Source organism: Oceanobacillus sp. FSL W7-1293, from assembly GCF_037969815.1.
Lineage (GTDB): Bacteria > Bacillota > Bacilli > Bacillales > Amphibacillaceae > Oceanobacillus > Oceanobacillus oncorhynchi.
Genome location: NZ_CP150212.1, coordinates 2,227,048 through 2,244,249, shown reverse-complemented (window position 1 = coordinate 2,244,249; position 17,202 = coordinate 2,227,048). Strand labels below are relative to the sequence as shown.

The window sequence follows — 17,202 nt, the reverse complement described above, 5'->3', positions numbered from 1 at the left end:
TACTCCAGTCACTTATTTGCACCTTTTATATAGAAGCTTTTGCGTTACTTAATATTATTAAACATTAAGCCGTAAAAGCAACACACAACTAAAAAACGTACAGAAATCTTACCATTTGTGCTATTTTATTTCGAAAAATTTAATCTTCATCTCTTCTTTTAACATTTTGGTAAGTAAACCAGCATCCCAAAAGAACAAAGAAAAGCAAAACGAAGCTATCTATCAAGACAGAGAAGCCCACAGTCCATCTTAAAGTTACTGCTATCACTATAAAAGTCAAAGAAAGGATAATCTGTTTTAATTTAAAATTCACCGGGGCCACTCCCCTATCTTATGAATCAGCATCTTGCATTGCATGAATCCACTTAGGAATGATTTAAGTGATGAAATACTTCTTCTTTATCTTTAAATGGTGTTACCTGCTCTAAACCTTCCACAGAATCATCCAGATACAAATCTTTTTCAAACCAATCTACCGACGTCACCTGATCTGTCCGATATAAATATAGGTTATTTTCTACATAGCTTTCGTTGCTGTTTACTACAAGATATTGTATCTTTCCTTCTTCTGTTAAAATAATATTATCGACGAGTCCAATTTTACCGTCTGTTGCATGTGCTTTAAATTCCATAAACTCCTCTATGCTTCTCAGGTTATCACTTGCATTTTCAGGTGCAGCTAAATCCGGTTCCGGCGGCACACTGGTATTCTCCAGCTGTCCGTTTCCAGTTGTTACCGGACCGTGATCAGAATCTAACACCGCATTTTCCTTATAGCTGTTCCACCCGAAATAATCTAATACCACTTCTTGATAAGAAGAAACGAAATCTTTATCTTCAGGCACCTCAGGGCTTTCGCGAATCGTTTCCTTATCTCTGTCTACCTTGAGATAACCTTCCTCCAGATTAATTTCTTCCTGTACATGGAAAGGAAGCAGAACTTTCTTGCCTGGAAGCCATTTTCTTGTATCGACCACAATAAATCGCAACTCCCAATCATCATTGAAATATAAATCTTTTACCTTTCCTATTTCTCCATCTGTTGCTTGAATAGTTAAATTCGTTAAGGTTGAACCAAGAAACATGACAACACCTCCAAAAAAGGTTTTATCCCGGAAATCGCCCGTAAACCCCGCTCTAACGCCTCTAATATAAAGAATGAAAATGCATTATACAGACGAGAGATCAGGCGGGCTGAATCCCTGAATCATTTTATTATCTAATACCCTTTCAGCAAGGTGTTAAACAAATCTATTATAATTGTTAATTATTTGTAAAATAACTTATCGGCACATAAAGACCGACCCTGCCATGCTCTTCATGATTTAACGTTGCGAAAATAACACCAATGACATTGCCCTCCTGATTCATAACAGGACTGCCGCTATTCCCCCGGTAAACGGGCGCACGGATCATCATGACTTCCTTTTCCCAGCCAGAAAGCTGCAGCGGACCTAATATCGTGCCCTCATTGGCAATTCCGTTAAAAAATAAAGGGTTGCCTATAAAACGGATGTCGTCTTCATACTCGACGGGTGCTGTTTCATCTAATGTCAAATAAGGAAGGTTATTTCCCTCAACTTCTACAACCGCTAAATCTATCTCCGGCATTTCTTCCACTACTTCTCCTTGAAATAAACCTTCTTCCGGAAAAGCAACCGTTATCGTCTGCTCATCCCCAATCACATGATAATTTGTTAAAATCGTCCCATCATCGGAGACAGCAAAGCCCGTGCCTCTTCCATCATTTGTTTCAATAACCACGACAGCTTCCTTGGATGCTGCTACCTGTTCCTCCTGTGATAACCGGCTGGACGCTTGAAGGAAATCTACAGCAGGAACCGAAATTACTCTCGGAAATAAGGAAAGTACATAAAACGTCATCGCAAAGGCTATCAGGATGGCTAATACTTTCGGAAAACGACGCTTTGGTTTAGGCTCTTCTTCTGCACGTGCTCTTTCCAATGCTTCCACTTTCGCTTGCATAACCAGTTCCTGCATTTCTTCCTCATCTATGTCTTCTATTAGATCCTCGTCCATATGCTTTTTAAGCTTATCCTTTTCGTCTTGTTCTTTCAACGTCCAGCCTCCTTTCGCAGCTTAATGAATCACTTTCATCTTATTTTAATAGAAGGAGCTCTGCTTTTCTATTAAAACAGCGTATCTCCCCTGTAATATAGGCGAAGATACGCTTCCTTCTTCCGTGTATTAATCAATTATTATACTTAAACACTCACCTTCAAAGAACCTTGCTGCATTTGATACATTTGATAATACGATCCACGTTCCGCAATCAAAGTATCATGATTCCCCTGCTCGATAAGGCTTCCTTTATCCAGAACAATAATTTGATCAGCCTGCTGGATGGTAGACAGCCGGTGAGCGATAACAAGTGTCGTTCTTCCTTGCTTCAGTACCTCCAGTGCATGCTGAATCAACAGCTCTGTTTCCGTATCGATATTTGCTGTAGCTTCATCTAAGATAAGAATCGATGGGTCAAAGGCAAGTGCCCGTGCAAAGGAAATTAATTGCCGTTCTCCTAATGAATAGGTAGATCCGTTTTCCGTCACTTCTTCATCATAACCGTTTGGAAGCTTTTCAATGAACCGGTCTGCCCCAACTGCTTTCAAGGCAGCAATCGCTGTTTCTCTCGTTATTTTTTCATCCTGCATCGTGACATTGCTCAAAATCGTACCCGAGAATAGAAATGGATCTTGAAGCACGATTCCCATATGACTGCGAACCTGCTGTCTGGACAAGGATAATGTATCCATCCCATCGATGGTAATCCTTCCTCTTTGCGGATCATAAAAACGAAATAGTAAATTCATAATCGAGCTTTTCCCAGATCCTGTGTGTCCTACAAAAGCAGTGGTCTGGCCCGCACCTACGTTAAAGGAAATATCTTTTAAGATATATTCGTCCTTTTGATAAGCAAAGGATACATGGTCAAAGGAAATCGTTCCTCTGTATTTATCGATTGCCCGGTTATCCGTTTCTTCCGCAGGCTGGTCTAACAGCTCAAATACACGGCTGCCCGCTACTCTTGCCTGTTCAATTAATGGAAGCTGATTCACGATATCTGTTACTGGCTCAAACAATCGGTTAATATAGTCGACAAAAGCATACAGGACGCCAATCGATATCAAACTCGTCATATCAAAAGAAGAAGCTCCAAAATACCAGATAAAACCGACAAAGGTAACATTACGAAATACCGTTACTAAATTATAAGAGGTTAGCGCGCTTAAGCGGATTAATTTCTTTTGGAATGTATAATTGCGATGATTTAATTCTTCAAAATCCGCTTTCATCGCTTTTTCTCTGTTGAAAGCTTGAATAATCGGCATACCTTGAATAGCTTCATTGATATTACCGTTAATTTGACTGATTGTTTTCCGTATCACCTGATTATATTTACCGCCAAAATACTTATAAAAACGCATCCAGCCATATAATAACGGAATCACAAGCAGGCAAAGTGCTGCGAGCTGCGGGTCCAAAATAAATAAGGCGATAAAGATTCCAGCCATATAAACCAGGCTGGCAACTACGATTGACAGGACGCGCTCATATAAATCACGAATTGCTTCCGTATCATTGGTGATTCTTGCAACAATGGTTCCCGCCGGCTGATCGATATAATAATTAATCGGCAGCCGCTCCGTATGCGCAAATAAATCTGTCCGCATCCGCTTGACAATCTGATTTGCAGACTTTTGTAATAAAAATGTTTGATAAAATTGAAAAACACCTGCAATAATCAATAAAACCATATATAATACCAGCAAACCGATGATTGGCGCTTTCTCCGGCTCGAAGAACGGATACGCTTCTTGGACAGATAATCGCTCCCCTTCCGCTCGAACGATATCATTATTCGAGGTAATCGTCAGCTCTCCATTATTCATCTCCCGTTCTCCTGTCAGAGGAAGCTCACCTTCAAAAACATAATAAGAAATACCGATTTGTAATAAGGTGTAGGTAGCCCCTGTGGGAGTATCTTCATTTTCCACGCGGTCCGATCGTTTTAACAGCTGTTCGTGATAAGGAGCTGTTGTATCATCTGCTGTTTCTACAGCTTCCCAATATCCTTCGACACCGAGAATATGATTATCAATGACCCGTTTAGCAATCAATGGCCCTGCTAATTCCAAAGCAACTGCTATCATTAAACAGACAAGACCTAAAATAATCCCTTTTTTATATTTTAAGGCGTATTGAAATAACCGCCTTTCCGTACTCTTCATCTTTCCACCTCCCTAGTCTCCCATCTGCTGCTGAACATATTGCTTGTAATACCATCCTTTTTCCTTCATCAATTGCTCATGGGTACCCTCCTCCGCTATTTCGCCATCCTCCAAAACGATGATATGGTCTGCATGCGTTACTGCAGAGAGGCGGTGTGCTGCTATAAATGTTGTTTTATTTTTTCGTTCCTCTTTCAGATGAGCAATAATAGCTGCCTCTGTTTTACCGTCAACTGCTGATAGCGAATCATCTAAAATAAGAATCTCTGGATCTTTAATAAAGGCACGAGCCAAAGCCACACGCTGCTTTTGACCTCCGGATAATGTAATTCCGCTTTCACCGACCTGAGTGTCTAACCCTTCAGGAAGCTGCAAAATATCACTTGCGAAATACGCCAGCTCAAGCGATCGGAAAATTTCTTCATCGGTCGCAGCCTCTTTACCAAACTGGATATTTTCACGAATAGTTTTGGAGAACATCATTTGATCCTGAGGAACATATCCTATCCATTCCCGAAGCTGCTTTAACGGGAGACTTTCTATTTCCTCTCCAGAAATCACTATCTTTCCTTGTACATCCGGATACTGTCTCAGCAATAATTTAAACAGCGTTGTTTTCCCTGCTCCTGTTTTCCCGACAACTCCAATAGTATCTCCAACCCGCACCTTTAAAGAAACTGCTTTTAAAGCCTTCCCTGCCGTATTTGGATAGGCAAAGGATACGTTATGAAAATGAAGCTCTTTCACTGCTTCAACTTGCTTCAGCTCCCTGTCATCCCGCACATCCGGCGGGTAGGATAATGTCTTGTTTACCCGGTCTAAGGAGGCATTTCCCCGCTGAAGGATATTAATTAGCTCTCCTACTGCGAACATCGGCCAAATCAACATCCCAAGGTAGACATTAAAAGTTACTAAATCTCCTAAAGTTAATCTGTTTTCAAAGACAAGCATTGCTCCGTAGCCAATTCCGATTGTATAAGACAAGCCGACCAGAATTTTCATTGTCGGTTCAAATAATGCATCGATTTGGGCGACTTCCATATTTTTGTCATACACATCTTTTGTCATATTCTCAAACCGTGTTTTTTCCTGTTCTTCCTGGACAAAGGCACGAATTGCACGAACGCCGCGAATGGATTCTAAAACACTGTTATTCATTTCCCCAAAAGCATCCTGTGCCTTGGTAAAACGACGATGTATCGCGCTTCCGTAAAAATTCATCATAACAGCCATAATGGGTAATGGAAGCAAAGCTGCAAAAGTCAGCGGCCAGCTGATGGTCAGCCCCATTACCGCAATAATCATCAGCATAAATATACTGGAATCAACCAATGTCAGGACACCAAAACCAGCTGTCAGACTGATTGCTTTTAAATCATTGGTCGATCTTGCCATTAAATCTCCTGTACGATATTTCCCAAAAAACGTTGGAGACATCGATAAAAAATGATCCATCAGCTTGCTCCGCATCCATCGTTCTAAAATAACCGCTCCGCCAAAAAGTGTATAATCCCATAAAAATGAAATAATATAATGGACAGTCAGCAGTACAATGTAACCTGTAATAACTGCCGTCAGAATTTGTACCGTTAATGTTTCAAATTGGATATGGTCGATAATATATCCGACTAATTTCGGAGGAATCAATCCAACTGCACTTGCCAAAATTAAAGCGATAATAGCGAATGTATATCGTTTCCAGTAATGCGCAAAGAACCAGCTTAGTTTCTTAAATACGGCAAACATCCTTTCACCTGCTTTCTATACCAAATTTTGCATTCTAAATTCATTTTCTGTTGAAACCCTCCCCGTAAAACGACCTGTAAGTTTCCGCCCCGATTCAATCATTAAGAAAGCACGTCAATTCTACATAGCGAACGGCAGCCAGATCGCATCTCCTTATTCACACCCCATTCTCTGGTTAAAAAATGCATCAAAAAAAGCGCACGCCATCTGTCGGCATACGCTTATAATAATCATTCTACTTATCCCATTATCAGCCGGCCACACGGAAACCTGCGGCCAGACAAACACTTCTCCCTTAAAAATTAAGAGAAAGCAAACCTGTTTATTGGAGGCCACAAAATCGTATTCTGTTGTATTTGATTAGATTGGTTGTTTTGATACTGTAAATTCATCATTTTGTGATTCCCTCCTTTTTTATTCATTTGAAAATTGAATGCCTTTTCATTATATATTCCTGTAATTGGTAAGTCAATTGTTTTTTTAATTTTAATAAAATTATATTATTTGAAAGCATTTTTTTATACGTTTCTCACGATTTTTTTCACCCTATTTATTTTCATATAATAAATTCCGTGCTATTATTTTTATTTAAGGGAGATGAAAGATATGAATTTAGATCAACTTTTAGATTTCAACGAAAAATTTGTAGACAGCAAAGATTATGAAGCATATGCAACGGACAAGTTCCCGAATAAACGTATGGTTATTTTCACTTGCATGGATACGCGTTTAGTGGAACTGCTGCCCAGAGCACTGAATATCCGAAACGGCGATGTGAAAATGGTGAAAAATGCCGGAGCTATTATCCGGAAACCATTTGACAGTATTATGAAAAGCTTATTAGTGGCTATTTACAGCTTAAAAGCAGAGGAAGTTGTTGTAATCGGCCATCACGGCTGCGGAATGTCCAATGTAGACACAGAAGCGTTACAACAAACTATGCTTGACCGCGGTATATCGGAAGACACGTTACATACCCTGGAGCATTCCGGTATTAACCTTCATAAAGAATTCCATGGTTTCGAGAAAATTGAGGACTCTGTGACTCAAAGTGTAGGAATTATTCGCAATCACCCGCTTCTTCCTAAGGAAGTGAAGGTTCATGGGCTCGTTATTGACCCGGAAACCGGAAAATTAGACGTCGTTTCCAGAGAAGACTAAAATAATATAAGAAAGGGCCCGCTCATTTTATGAAGCAGGCCCTTTTTAAACATTAAAAATGCTATTAGCTTATTTCTTTTGCATCGATTGAATAATTTCAATAACTTTATTCCTTGACTCTTCACTCTTATATTTTTTCATTTCATCCAGCATGACTGGCGCTGCTTTTTTTAGTGCAGCTGCTTCTTGAACCAGCTTTTCTGTTGTTAACGTTTCCTCTTCAACAACCTTCGCATATTTTTTTTCTTTAAAGGAATTTGCATTAATAATCTGATCCCCTCTGCTCGCCCCGCGAGAAAGCGGGATCAACAGCATCGGCTTCCGCAAAGCTAAAAATTCAAAAATTGCATTGGAGCCGGCACGGGATACAACAAAATCTGTAGCCGCGAAAATATCTTTCAGTTCCTCATGTACGTATTCAAATTGCGCATATCCTGGAACACGGAGAGATGGATCGACTTTCCCGCTTCCGCAAATATGAATAATATCAAACTGCATTAACAAGTCATCTAAAGCCTCACGGATTGTTGAATTTATTTTTTCCGATCCGCCGCTCCCCCCCATAACCAAAAGCACCGGCTTTTCTCCTGAAAGCTGGGCAAATGCTAATCCTGCCTTTTTATCGCCTGTAAATAATTCATCCCGAATCACCGCTCCAACATAAGCAGCCTTCTTCTCCGGAAGATATTGCATGGTCTCCGGAAATGTCGCCAATACTTTTTTAGTAAATGGAATAGAAAGCTTGTTTGCAAGTCCCGGTGTGAAATCAGATTCGTGAATCACTGAGGGAATGCCTCTTAATTTTGCTGCAGCAACTACCGGGACCGAGACAAATCCGCCTTTTGAAAAAACAACAGATGGCTTTCTTTTGCCTAAAATACGAAAAGCCTGCATCGTCCCCTTTAATACCTTAAACGGGTCTTTAAAGTTTTCTTTGGACATATAGCGGCGCAGTTTCCCGGTAGATACCGGATGATAGGTCACGCCCTCCAATTTTTCAATCAAGTTTCGTTCGATTCCTTCATAGGAACCGATGTAATCTACTTCATAACCCTGCTCCTGATAATATGGTATAAGTGCTAAATTAACAATGACATGACCGGCAGTTCCGCCGCCAGTAAATAAAATACGTTTTTTATTTCTTTTTTCCATGGATCAATTCATCCTTTCCCAGATTATTATATCAGCGTATAATGGGCAATGCACCTATTAATGTAACGAAAAATCGAATTACGAAATGTCAGGAAGATGAATGATGTACGAAACAACAAATCGAAGACAAAAAATCAAACTTTTTATTATCATTATGCTGCCGATTCTTGTGACTCAGGTCAGTATGAACCTGATGAATTTTTTTGATACGGTTATGTCCGGACAAGCCAGCGCCGTTGATTTAGCAGGAGTTGCAATCGGATCCAGCCTTTGGATACCTATTTTAACAGCTGTCAATGGGATTGTTCTCGCAATAACTCCAATTGTCTCTCAGCTTATTGGCGCAAAAGAGAAGCAGGATATTCCGCAGGTTATTCAGCAGGGTATTTATTTATCTGTCGGATTATCTTTCATTATTCTCATTACCGGTTTTTTTGTTTTAGAGCCTGTGTTACAGCTGATGAGCCTGGAACCGGATGTACACCATGTGGCAAAATATTATTTAATTTTTCTTGCTGCGGGCATTATGCCATTGTTTATTTTCCACACCGTACGAAGCTTTATGGATGGTCTTGGACAGACGAGGGCTTCTATGATTATTATCTTAATTTCTCTGCCAATCAATGCTTTTTTGAACTATATCTTTATTTTTGGAAAGCTGGGAATCCCCGCATTTGGCGGCATCGGCGCTGGAATTGCAACGAGTATTACCTATTGGATAGTCAGTATCATTTCTTTATATATGATACATAAGGTTGCTCCATTTACATCGTATCAAGTCTTTCAGGTGCGCTTTAAACCGCAGATTTCTTATTGGCTCAGTCAATTAAAAATTGGGCTGCCGATCGGACTTGCGATGTTTTTTGAAACAAGTATCTTTTCTGTGGTAACGATGATGATGAGTGTGTATGATACAAATACCATTGCCGCCCATCAGGCAGCAATGAACTTTGCCGGATTATTATACATGCTGCCGCTAAGCGTTGGAATGGCACTTACCATCGCCGTCGGGTTTGAAATTGGAGCGAAACGTTTTCAGGATGCTCGTACCTATACGTATCTTGGAATTACAGGCGGGATGATTATTGCCTTATTTATCGGGGTTATTTTGTTTGTATTTGATGACGCAGTAGCAGGGTTATATCATAATAATCCAGAAGTCATTGCCTTAACAAAGCAATTTATTCTGTTTGCGATATTTTACCAGCTTGCAGATGCAATTGGCGCTCCTATCCAAGGGGCATTAAGAGGATATAAGGATGTGAACGTCACCCTTGTTCTCGCATTGATTTCTTATTGGCTTATCGGCTTGCCGGCTGGATTTTTATTTGCAAACTATACCCATTTTGATGCCTTTGGCTACTGGATTGGAATTATTGTCGGTTTAAGTGCAGGCGCAATTGCTCTGCTGTTCCGATTATTACATATTCAGCGTAAAACAAAGCTAGTTTACCAGGCAAAGCGCGATTGAAAATGTTCTAATAAGGATTATAAAAAGCACCATGAATCTTTTTAATTGATTCATGGTGCTTTGATGTTATTTCTACAAGAATAGTCCAACGATGGTTGCTGAAAGAATAGATACCAGTATGGACCCGGCCAAAAGCTTCATTCCAAATTTAGAAACAATGACAGCTTTGGCATTATCAATCCCTTTTACAGTACCTGCGATAATACCGATAGAAGAGAAATTGGCAAAACTTGTTAAGAATACTGTTACAATACCAACTGTTTTATCAGATAGCTGATCCAGCAATGGTTGTAATTCCAGCATTGCTACAAATTCATTTGTTACAATTTTTGTACCCATAATCGATCCAGCTTGAACAACTTCACCTGGCGCAATCCCCATTAATACGCCTAGAGGAGAAATGATATAACCAAGAATTTCCTGCAGGGTAATTCCGGCGAAAACAGCTTGGATAATCCAGTTGACCAGTTCTAATGAGGCAATAAAAGCAATTAACATTGCAGCAACGATCAGTGCAATTTTCCCGCCTTCTAATGCACCATTTCCCATTGCCTCAAAAATACTTTTATCCTGACTGACGTCCGAAATATCCACTTTGTCTTCTTCCTTTGGAACGTTTACAGGGGCGATGATTGAAGCGATCATCAAGCAACTGAACATATTCAACGGCAAAGCAACCAAAACATATTCTGCAGGCAGCATTTGAATATACGATCCCACGATAGAAGCTGATACGGAACTCATTGCTGAGGCACAGACAATAAATAAACGATTTTCATTTAAATGGTGAAATTGCGAGCGTATTGCAATCAATGCCTCAGATTGACCGAAGAAAACACTATTTACACCATTAAATGATTCAATTCGAGGTAATCCTGTTATTTTGGAAATAACAGCTCCAATATACTTAATAATAATTGGAAGAACTTTTAAATAAGTAAGAACGGAAAGAATTGTTGCAAAAAAGATAATTAAGAGAAGCACATTGAAGAAGAATACGCCGCCCTCTGCCAACTCAAATCCACCTAACACAAATCCAATACCTTCTTGTCCGAATTCAATTAACTTATTGAATAAGTTTGAAATCCATCTGATAATGTCTTCACCAATTGCCGTAGAAAACATAAACCATGTAATAAGCAATTGGATAACTAACATAATACCAATGGCATAGAAGTTGATTTTTTTCTTATCATTCGACATTAAAAATGCTAAGCCGAGTGTAATGATAACTGCCAAAATCCCCAACAAAATATCCATATTACCGCCTCCTCCACATTATTGCCTGTAAACGCTTTATCATATATAACAAAAAATTTACAGGAAAAATTTCAAATCTACATATTAAAACAATACAAAACATTGAAATTCCTAAAAAAATGAATGTGATTATTTCATTAAGAACTCCTATTCAATTACTATCATATTAGTAATTGAAAATAATTTCAATGCTTGGAAAAGAGAATTAATAATTAAAAAAATTAGAAATAAATTGTAATATTTAGGATAAATAATCTATTTATGTCATATTAAATAAATCATATATAATATTTCCTAATTGCTTAAGAAAATACAACTTCAATTTGTCTGCACCTGTCGAGATTCGGAACTATTTTGGCTTCTTTATGATTTCCTAAGCTGCACTTATTGCTGAACATTCGAATCATAACAAGACTTCACTTAAAATCTCCCTGATTTTTAATATTTACAGCGGGATTTGAATTAGATATTTGCTGGAGAGGCTAACTATACTTTCTTAACATATATAAAATAAGAACACCATTAGGCTTTTAAAACACTGGTGTTCTTGCTAACAAGAATTATGTTTTATTTGCTTTTTTACAAAGAAATGATGTTAATTATAGCCACACTTTTGATGGGGCGAGTAATCGCAGTCCCAGAACGAAAGCCCTTTCCTATTCCTTTTAAAAAAGCCTTGATACGAGCATATCAGCTGATATCAAGACTTTTTCATTTTTTAACCTTCTAACAATAAATCATATGGATCTTCAAGCATTTCCTTGATTCGAACTAAGAATTGAACAGCTTCTTTTCCATCTACAATACGGTGATCATAGGATAATGCAATATACATCATCGGACGCACTTCAATGGAATCATCAGGCATAGCGATTGGACGCTTAATGATGTTATGCATTCCTAAAATACCAACCTGCGGCGCATTTAAAATTGGCGTTGACATCATTGAGCCGAAAGTACCGCCATTCGTAATTGTGAAGGAACCGCCTTGTAAATCGTTTAAGGATAATTTGTTATCACGTGCTTTTTTACCTAAATCAACGATATCTTGTTCAATTCCTGCGAAGTCTTTTCGATCTGCATCGCGAACAACTGGAACAACAAGACCATCATCTGTAGAAACAGCAATACCGATATCATAGAATTTCTTAATAACTAATTCATTGCCTTGGATTTCTGCATTCAGAAGCGGGAATTCTTTTAACGCTCCGACAACAGCTTTAGCAAAGAAAGACATAAATCCTAGTTTCACACCATTTTTCTCTAGGAATTTATCTTTTCGCTGCTTACGAAGCTCCATCACGGAAGTCATGTCTACTTCATTAAATGTAGTTAACATAGCTGTATTATGCTGTACTTCTACAAGGTTTTTAGCAATTGTCTGACGGCGGCGTGTCATTTTAACACGCTCTACCGGCTTATCAAACTCTGTTTTCTCTGATTTAGATTCTTCTTTTTTCTCCGGCTTCGATGGTGCAGACTCTTTTTTAGGCGCATTATTATGTGCATTGACATCATCCGGACGAACTCTGCCAAGCGGATCACGAGTCTGTACTTCACTTAAGTCAATACCCAGTTCGCGGGCACGTTTTCTTGCAGCAGGAGAAGCGATCACATCACCATTATTTTGTTCAGGTGCAGCTTCCTGCTTGCTTTCCTCTGCAGAATCCTGCTTAGGCTCTTCTTTAGGAGCTTTTTCATTTTTATCTGTTTCTTCCGCTTTGCTTTCTTCCTCGCCGGAAGATGCTCCCGCTTCGCCATTTTCATCTAATTTGCCGATGACATCTCCTACTGAAACGTCCTCGCCCTCATTACTGGTAATTTCAGCGATAACGCCTGAAAATTCTGAGTTGACTTCCACGTTTACTTTATCCGTCTCTAACTCTACAATTGCATCGCCTTTCTCTACTTTATCGCCTTCTTTTACAAGCCATTCTGCTATTGTTCCTTCTGTAATAGATTCCGCTAATTCAGGTATTTTAATTTCTTGCACTTTATTTTCCTCCTTCAAATTCGTTCAATGCTTGGTCGATAATATATTGATGCGCTGTTTTATGCACAGTAGGTATGCCTCCAGCTGGTGCTGCACGCTTCGGTCTGCTGATAACGTGTAATTCTTGATCCTCTTCAAGAAGCTCTCTCAACAAGTCATCTACAAAATCCCATGAACCCATATTTTTCGGTTCTTCTTGTACCCAGACGATTTCTTTTAAGTTAGGAAGTTTTTGGATTTCTTCTTGAATTGCTTTTTTAGGGAACGGATAGATTTGCTCTACACGTAAGGCGCGAATCCAATCACAGCTCGCTTCTGCTTCTTCCATTTCTCCTTCAATATCAATCATTATTTTCCCGCTTCCCAATAACAGACGGGTTGCTTTTTCTGAATCCGTATCAAAGTATGGCTGTTCACGCAATGGTTTAAATCCGCCAGTCGTAAATTCTTCGGCACTGGAAGCCATCTTAGTATCTCTGATAAGACTGCTTTTCGGTGTCATCAGAATCAATGGACGAGCCTCTGGGCGAGAACGCATTGCTGCCTGACGGCGAAGCAGATGGAATAACTGCGCAGAAGAAGTGACATTTGCTACAATCCAGTTATTCTCTGCAGCCATCTGCAAGTAACGTTCTAAACGTGCGCTGGAATGCTCTGGCCCTTGCCCTTCATACCCATGAGGAAGCAGCAATACCATATTTGATTTTTCATCCCATTTTGCTCTCGCTGAAGAAATAAATTGGTCAATAATTACCTGACCGGCATTGGCGAAATCACCAAACTGTGCTTCCCAAATAACTAAGGTACTTGGTGAATAAACACTATAGCCATACTCAAAGCCTAAAACTCCGGTTTCTGATAATGGGCTGTTACGAACATCAAAGGATGCTTTGACATCAGCCAATCCATGCATCGGACTATATTTTTCTCCTGTATTCACATCATGCAGGACAACATGGCGGTGCGCAAAGGTTCCCCGCTCTGTATCCTGACCTGTTAAGCGGATTGGTGTGCCATCTTTTAATATAGATGCAAATGCTAACGCTTCCCCGGTTCCCCAGTCAGCTTTGTTTCCTTCTTCTAATGCATCTTCTCTGCGTTTCAAGATTCTTTCCGTTTTCTTAAAGCCTTTAAATCCTTCTGGACGTTTCAGCAGTTCTTTATTGATTCCCTTTAAAGTCTCTAAATCTACTGCTGTTTCAAATTGATCTAATCTATTAGATAATACTTCCGGCATAGACTTCGGCTGCGGCTCACCAATTTCCGTTTCTGTCATACCCTTGTATATATCAGATAGTTTTGTATCAATCTCATTTTTAATTTTTTCAAATCCATCTGATTCTAATAGATTTCTTTCTTCCATTGCACGCGCAAATAACGTTGATACCGATGGATGATTATCAATTTCACTGTATAATTGCGGCTGTGTCGTTCTCGGCTCATCCATTTCATTATGTCCGTAACGGCGATAACCTACTAAATCAATTAGAACATCTTTATGGAATTTTTTACGATACTCACAAGCTATTTTCACAGCAGAAATACAAGAAATCGGATCATCTGCACTGACACGGATAATCGGAATTTCAAAACCTTTGGCCAAATCACTTGCATAGCGTGTAGAGCGTCCGTCTACGCGGTCTGTTGTATAACCGAGCTGGTTATTCGCAATCAGGTGAACAGTTCCGCCTGTTGTATACCCCGGCAATCCGCTTAAATTAAGCGTTTCTGCAACCACACCTTCTCCGATAAATGCTGCATCCCCATGAATAATCAGCGGCATTGCTTTATTCGTATCTCTAACAGGATAACCGCTTACATCACGTTCATCCTGTGCCGCCCGGGCAAATCCTTCCACAACCGGGTTGACAAATTCAAGGTGTGACGGATTATGCGCAAGTGTAATTTTTGTGTTTACTTTACTTCCATGGATAACTTCTTTTTCTGCACCAAAATGATATTTTACGTCTCCGGTCCAGCCATAGTTAATTGCTTTAGAACCTTCTGACGGCATCAATTCCTTGTCTCTTGTATAATTAAACTCGGAAAAAATCTTATCATATGGCTTTTTCAGTACATTCGCAAGCACAGCTAAACGTCCGCGGTGCGCCATTCCCATCATTACATGTTCAATGTTATCTTCGTTTGCATATTTTACGAGATAGTCAATCATCGGAACCATTGACTCTAAGCCTTCGATGGAAAAACGTTTTTGGCCGACAAATGTTTTATGAAGGAATTTTTCAAAACCCTCTACTTCATATAAACGCTTTAAAATATCCTTTCTGTCCTCTTGATCAGGATCAAATCTTGCATTTCCTTCTTCAATCAAATCAAACAGCCAGGTCCGCTCTTCATCATTATTGACATGGTCATATTCAAACGTAATGGTTCCTGTATAGTATTTCTTCAGCAGGTTAATAACATCCAAACCTGTTTGAACATCTTCTTTTTCCCGTTCCCAGATCCAGGAGGCCGGGATTTTTTTCAAATCTTCTTCTGTTAAATTATAATGCTTTAAATCAAGCATTACGGACGGAGCACTTTTATAGCCGCCAACGGAATAAATATCCGCATCTGTATGACCGTAACGCCGAATAGCCTCAACAAGTTTGATTGCTGAGGTTAATTTCGTCACATCAAAATCTTCTGATATATTCCCATTGGAAGCTGTTTGTTCACTGATAGGAAAGACTACTTCTGCCCCCGTCATCCAAGCAGGAGCTCCATATGCATCAAACAATGCTTTAATAGAAGATTCCACTTGTTCTGGATCTTCTTTGTACAATTCATACTGTTGTTCTAAATACCCCGCATTTGGTCCGTGAAACTGTCCCCAAAATTTTTCTGCAGACTCTTCATTTCCTGGCACGACTGATACCCCCATTGAATTAACTAATCCGTTCGTGAAAACGGTTCAAATTATTAATAAAACTATTGATTTCTTTACACCAACTAATATACATGATTTTTAAGGAGGTTACAAGGAATCAGAACCGATTTATTGGGATAATTCGACATTTTCTATTCTTCCATAAAAATAAATCAAAACAGCCTATTTTTTATATTATTGCGACAATTGTTTGAGCGGCTTTTGAACTCAAAATTCCGAGAAAAAGACGGCTGATTAAAATTAATATAGGAATAGTTCACAACCAGTGATTTTTCCGTTATAATAAGGACAAATTAGTAAATACAACTTCATTCTGCCAGAGAATCCCGGATTCAGCAGATTGGTAGTTACATGCAGCAAGCTTTGCAGGCAGTTTTCTATTCTTCTTTCAACGATTTCTGTAACAGAAGAGATATGTTTACATACAGCTGCCGCAAGATAAAAGCGTATCCATTACCCAAATGAAAATACGACGCATTTCTTTATGATGTAACATTGGATACCATCACTACATAAAAGGAGGAATCTTATTATGAAATTAGCATTGATCTTAGGAGTAGCTGTTACATTTATTGTTTCCTGTTTCACAGCTGGCTACGAAGCAAAACCGGGAGTACCAAAAGAAGATCAGCGTACTTAAGTATTAAAATAACGTTTTTCAAAATCACTTTATGTTCACTAAAAAAAGATGCCTCCATTTTTCGGAGACATCTTTTTTAATGTAAATTTGGAAAACCCTGCTGCCTTAATGCTTCATAGATAATAATGGAGGCTGTATTGGACAGATTTAAGGAACGAACCTCGTCATTCATATGAATTCGCAGGCATTTATCTTCTTTATCTGTCAGCAGTTCCCGCGGAATTCCTGTAGACTCTTTTCCAAATACAAAAAATTGATCCTGCTCCACAGAGGAAAAATCAAAATCAGTATAATATTTGGTTCCAAAGTTCTCTATATAGTAAAAGCTCCCTGCCGGATAGGTTTGATATAATTCATCGATGGAATCATATTCTTTAACATCAACATGCTCCCAGTAATCCAGACCGGCGCGGCGCACCATTTTACTGTCTGTTGAAAAGCCAAGCGGACGGATAAGGTGTAACGTCGTTCCGGTCGCTAAACATGTTCTCCCGATATTCCCCGTATTTGCCGGGATTTCTGGTTCAAATAATACTACGTGCAAACTCACCATTCATTCTCCTTCAATTGTAAATTCTAAAAGGGGATATCCCCAAAAGCTGGTTCTCTTCTTTCTATCCCAAAAACAATTATACA

General features: G+C 39.2%; 11 protein-coding genes. 2 read left to right on the top strand and 9 right to left on the bottom strand.

Annotated features, from left to right (window positions below):
- Nucleotides 1-365: 365 nt before the first annotated feature.
- The 4 genes from MKY65_RS11025 to MKY65_RS11010 form a co-directional block, all read right to left on the bottom strand.
- Nucleotides 366-1,085: a PRC-barrel domain-containing protein gene (locus tag MKY65_RS11025; RefSeq protein WP_339184779.1), complete on the bottom strand. Its 720-nt coding sequence runs from the start codon at nt 1,083-1,085 to the stop codon at nt 366-368.
- Between the two features lie 178 nt (nt 1,086-1,263).
- Nucleotides 1,264-2,079: a serine protease gene (locus MKY65_RS11020; RefSeq protein ID WP_339184777.1), complete on the bottom strand. Its 816-nt coding sequence runs from the start codon at nt 2,077-2,079 to the stop codon at nt 1,264-1,266.
- A gap of 146 nt (nt 2,080-2,225) precedes the next feature.
- Nucleotides 2,226-4,250 carry an ABC transporter ATP-binding protein gene (locus MKY65_RS11015; RefSeq protein ID WP_339184775.1) on the bottom strand — a complete coding sequence of 675 codons (2,025 nt, stop codon included), beginning with the start codon at nt 4,248-4,250 and terminating at the stop codon, nt 2,226-2,228.
- 12 nt (nt 4,251-4,262) lie between these two features.
- Nucleotides 4,263-5,996 carry an ABC transporter ATP-binding protein gene (locus tag MKY65_RS11010; RefSeq protein ID WP_339184773.1) on the bottom strand — a complete coding sequence of 578 codons (1,734 nt, stop codon included), beginning with the start codon at nt 5,994-5,996 and terminating at the stop codon, nt 4,263-4,265.
- 606 nt (nt 5,997-6,602) lie between these two features.
- On the opposite strand from MKY65_RS11010, the gene MKY65_RS11005 reads away from it, so the two are divergent.
- A complete protein-coding gene (locus tag MKY65_RS11005) occupies nt 6,603-7,157 on the top strand; it encodes a carbonic anhydrase (RefSeq protein ID WP_339184772.1) in 555 nt (184 codons plus the stop codon).
- A gap of 69 nt (nt 7,158-7,226) precedes the next feature.
- Here MKY65_RS11005 and MKY65_RS11000 read toward each other — a convergent pair whose 3' ends face one another.
- Nucleotides 7,227-8,309 (bottom strand): undecaprenyldiphospho-muramoylpentapeptide beta-N-acetylglucosaminyltransferase, encoded by a 1,083-nt coding sequence (locus tag MKY65_RS11000; protein ID WP_339184770.1) that lies wholly within the window; start codon nt 8,307-8,309, stop codon nt 7,227-7,229.
- A 103-nt stretch (nt 8,310-8,412) separates the two neighbouring features.
- Here MKY65_RS11000 and MKY65_RS10995 point away from each other — a divergent pair, with 103 nt between their 5' ends.
- A complete protein-coding gene (locus MKY65_RS10995; protein ID WP_339185209.1) occupies nt 8,413-9,780 on the top strand; it encodes an MATE family efflux transporter in 1,368 nt (455 codons plus the stop codon).
- 72 nt (nt 9,781-9,852) lie between these two features.
- Here the strand turns inward: MKY65_RS10995 and MKY65_RS10990 are convergent, their stop codons facing one another.
- The 4 genes from MKY65_RS10990 to MKY65_RS10975 all read right to left on the bottom strand — a co-directional run bounded on the left by MKY65_RS10990 (nt 9,853) and on the right by MKY65_RS10975 (nt 17,116).
- Nucleotides 9,853-11,040 carry a nucleoside transporter C-terminal domain-containing protein gene (locus MKY65_RS10990; RefSeq protein ID WP_339184768.1) on the bottom strand — a complete coding sequence of 396 codons (1,188 nt, stop codon included), beginning with the start codon at nt 11,038-11,040 and terminating at the stop codon, nt 9,853-9,855.
- Nucleotides 11,041-11,758: 718 nt separating this feature from the next.
- Nucleotides 11,759-13,033: a 2-oxoglutarate dehydrogenase complex dihydrolipoyllysine-residue succinyltransferase gene (gene odhB, locus MKY65_RS10985; protein ID WP_339184766.1), complete on the bottom strand. Its 1,275-nt coding sequence runs from the start codon at nt 13,031-13,033 to the stop codon at nt 11,759-11,761.
- 1 nt (nt 13,034) lies between these two features.
- A complete protein-coding gene (locus tag MKY65_RS10980; protein WP_339184764.1) occupies nt 13,035-15,905 on the bottom strand; it encodes a 2-oxoglutarate dehydrogenase E1 component in 2,871 nt (956 codons plus the stop codon).
- A gap of 737 nt (nt 15,906-16,642) precedes the next feature.
- The gene (locus tag MKY65_RS10975; protein ID WP_339185207.1) at nt 16,643-17,116 is read right to left on the bottom strand and encodes a tRNA (cytidine(34)-2'-O)-methyltransferase; all 474 of its coding nucleotides are present in this window, start codon (nt 17,114-17,116) and stop codon (nt 16,643-16,645) included.
- Nucleotides 17,117-17,202 lie beyond the last annotated feature (86 nt).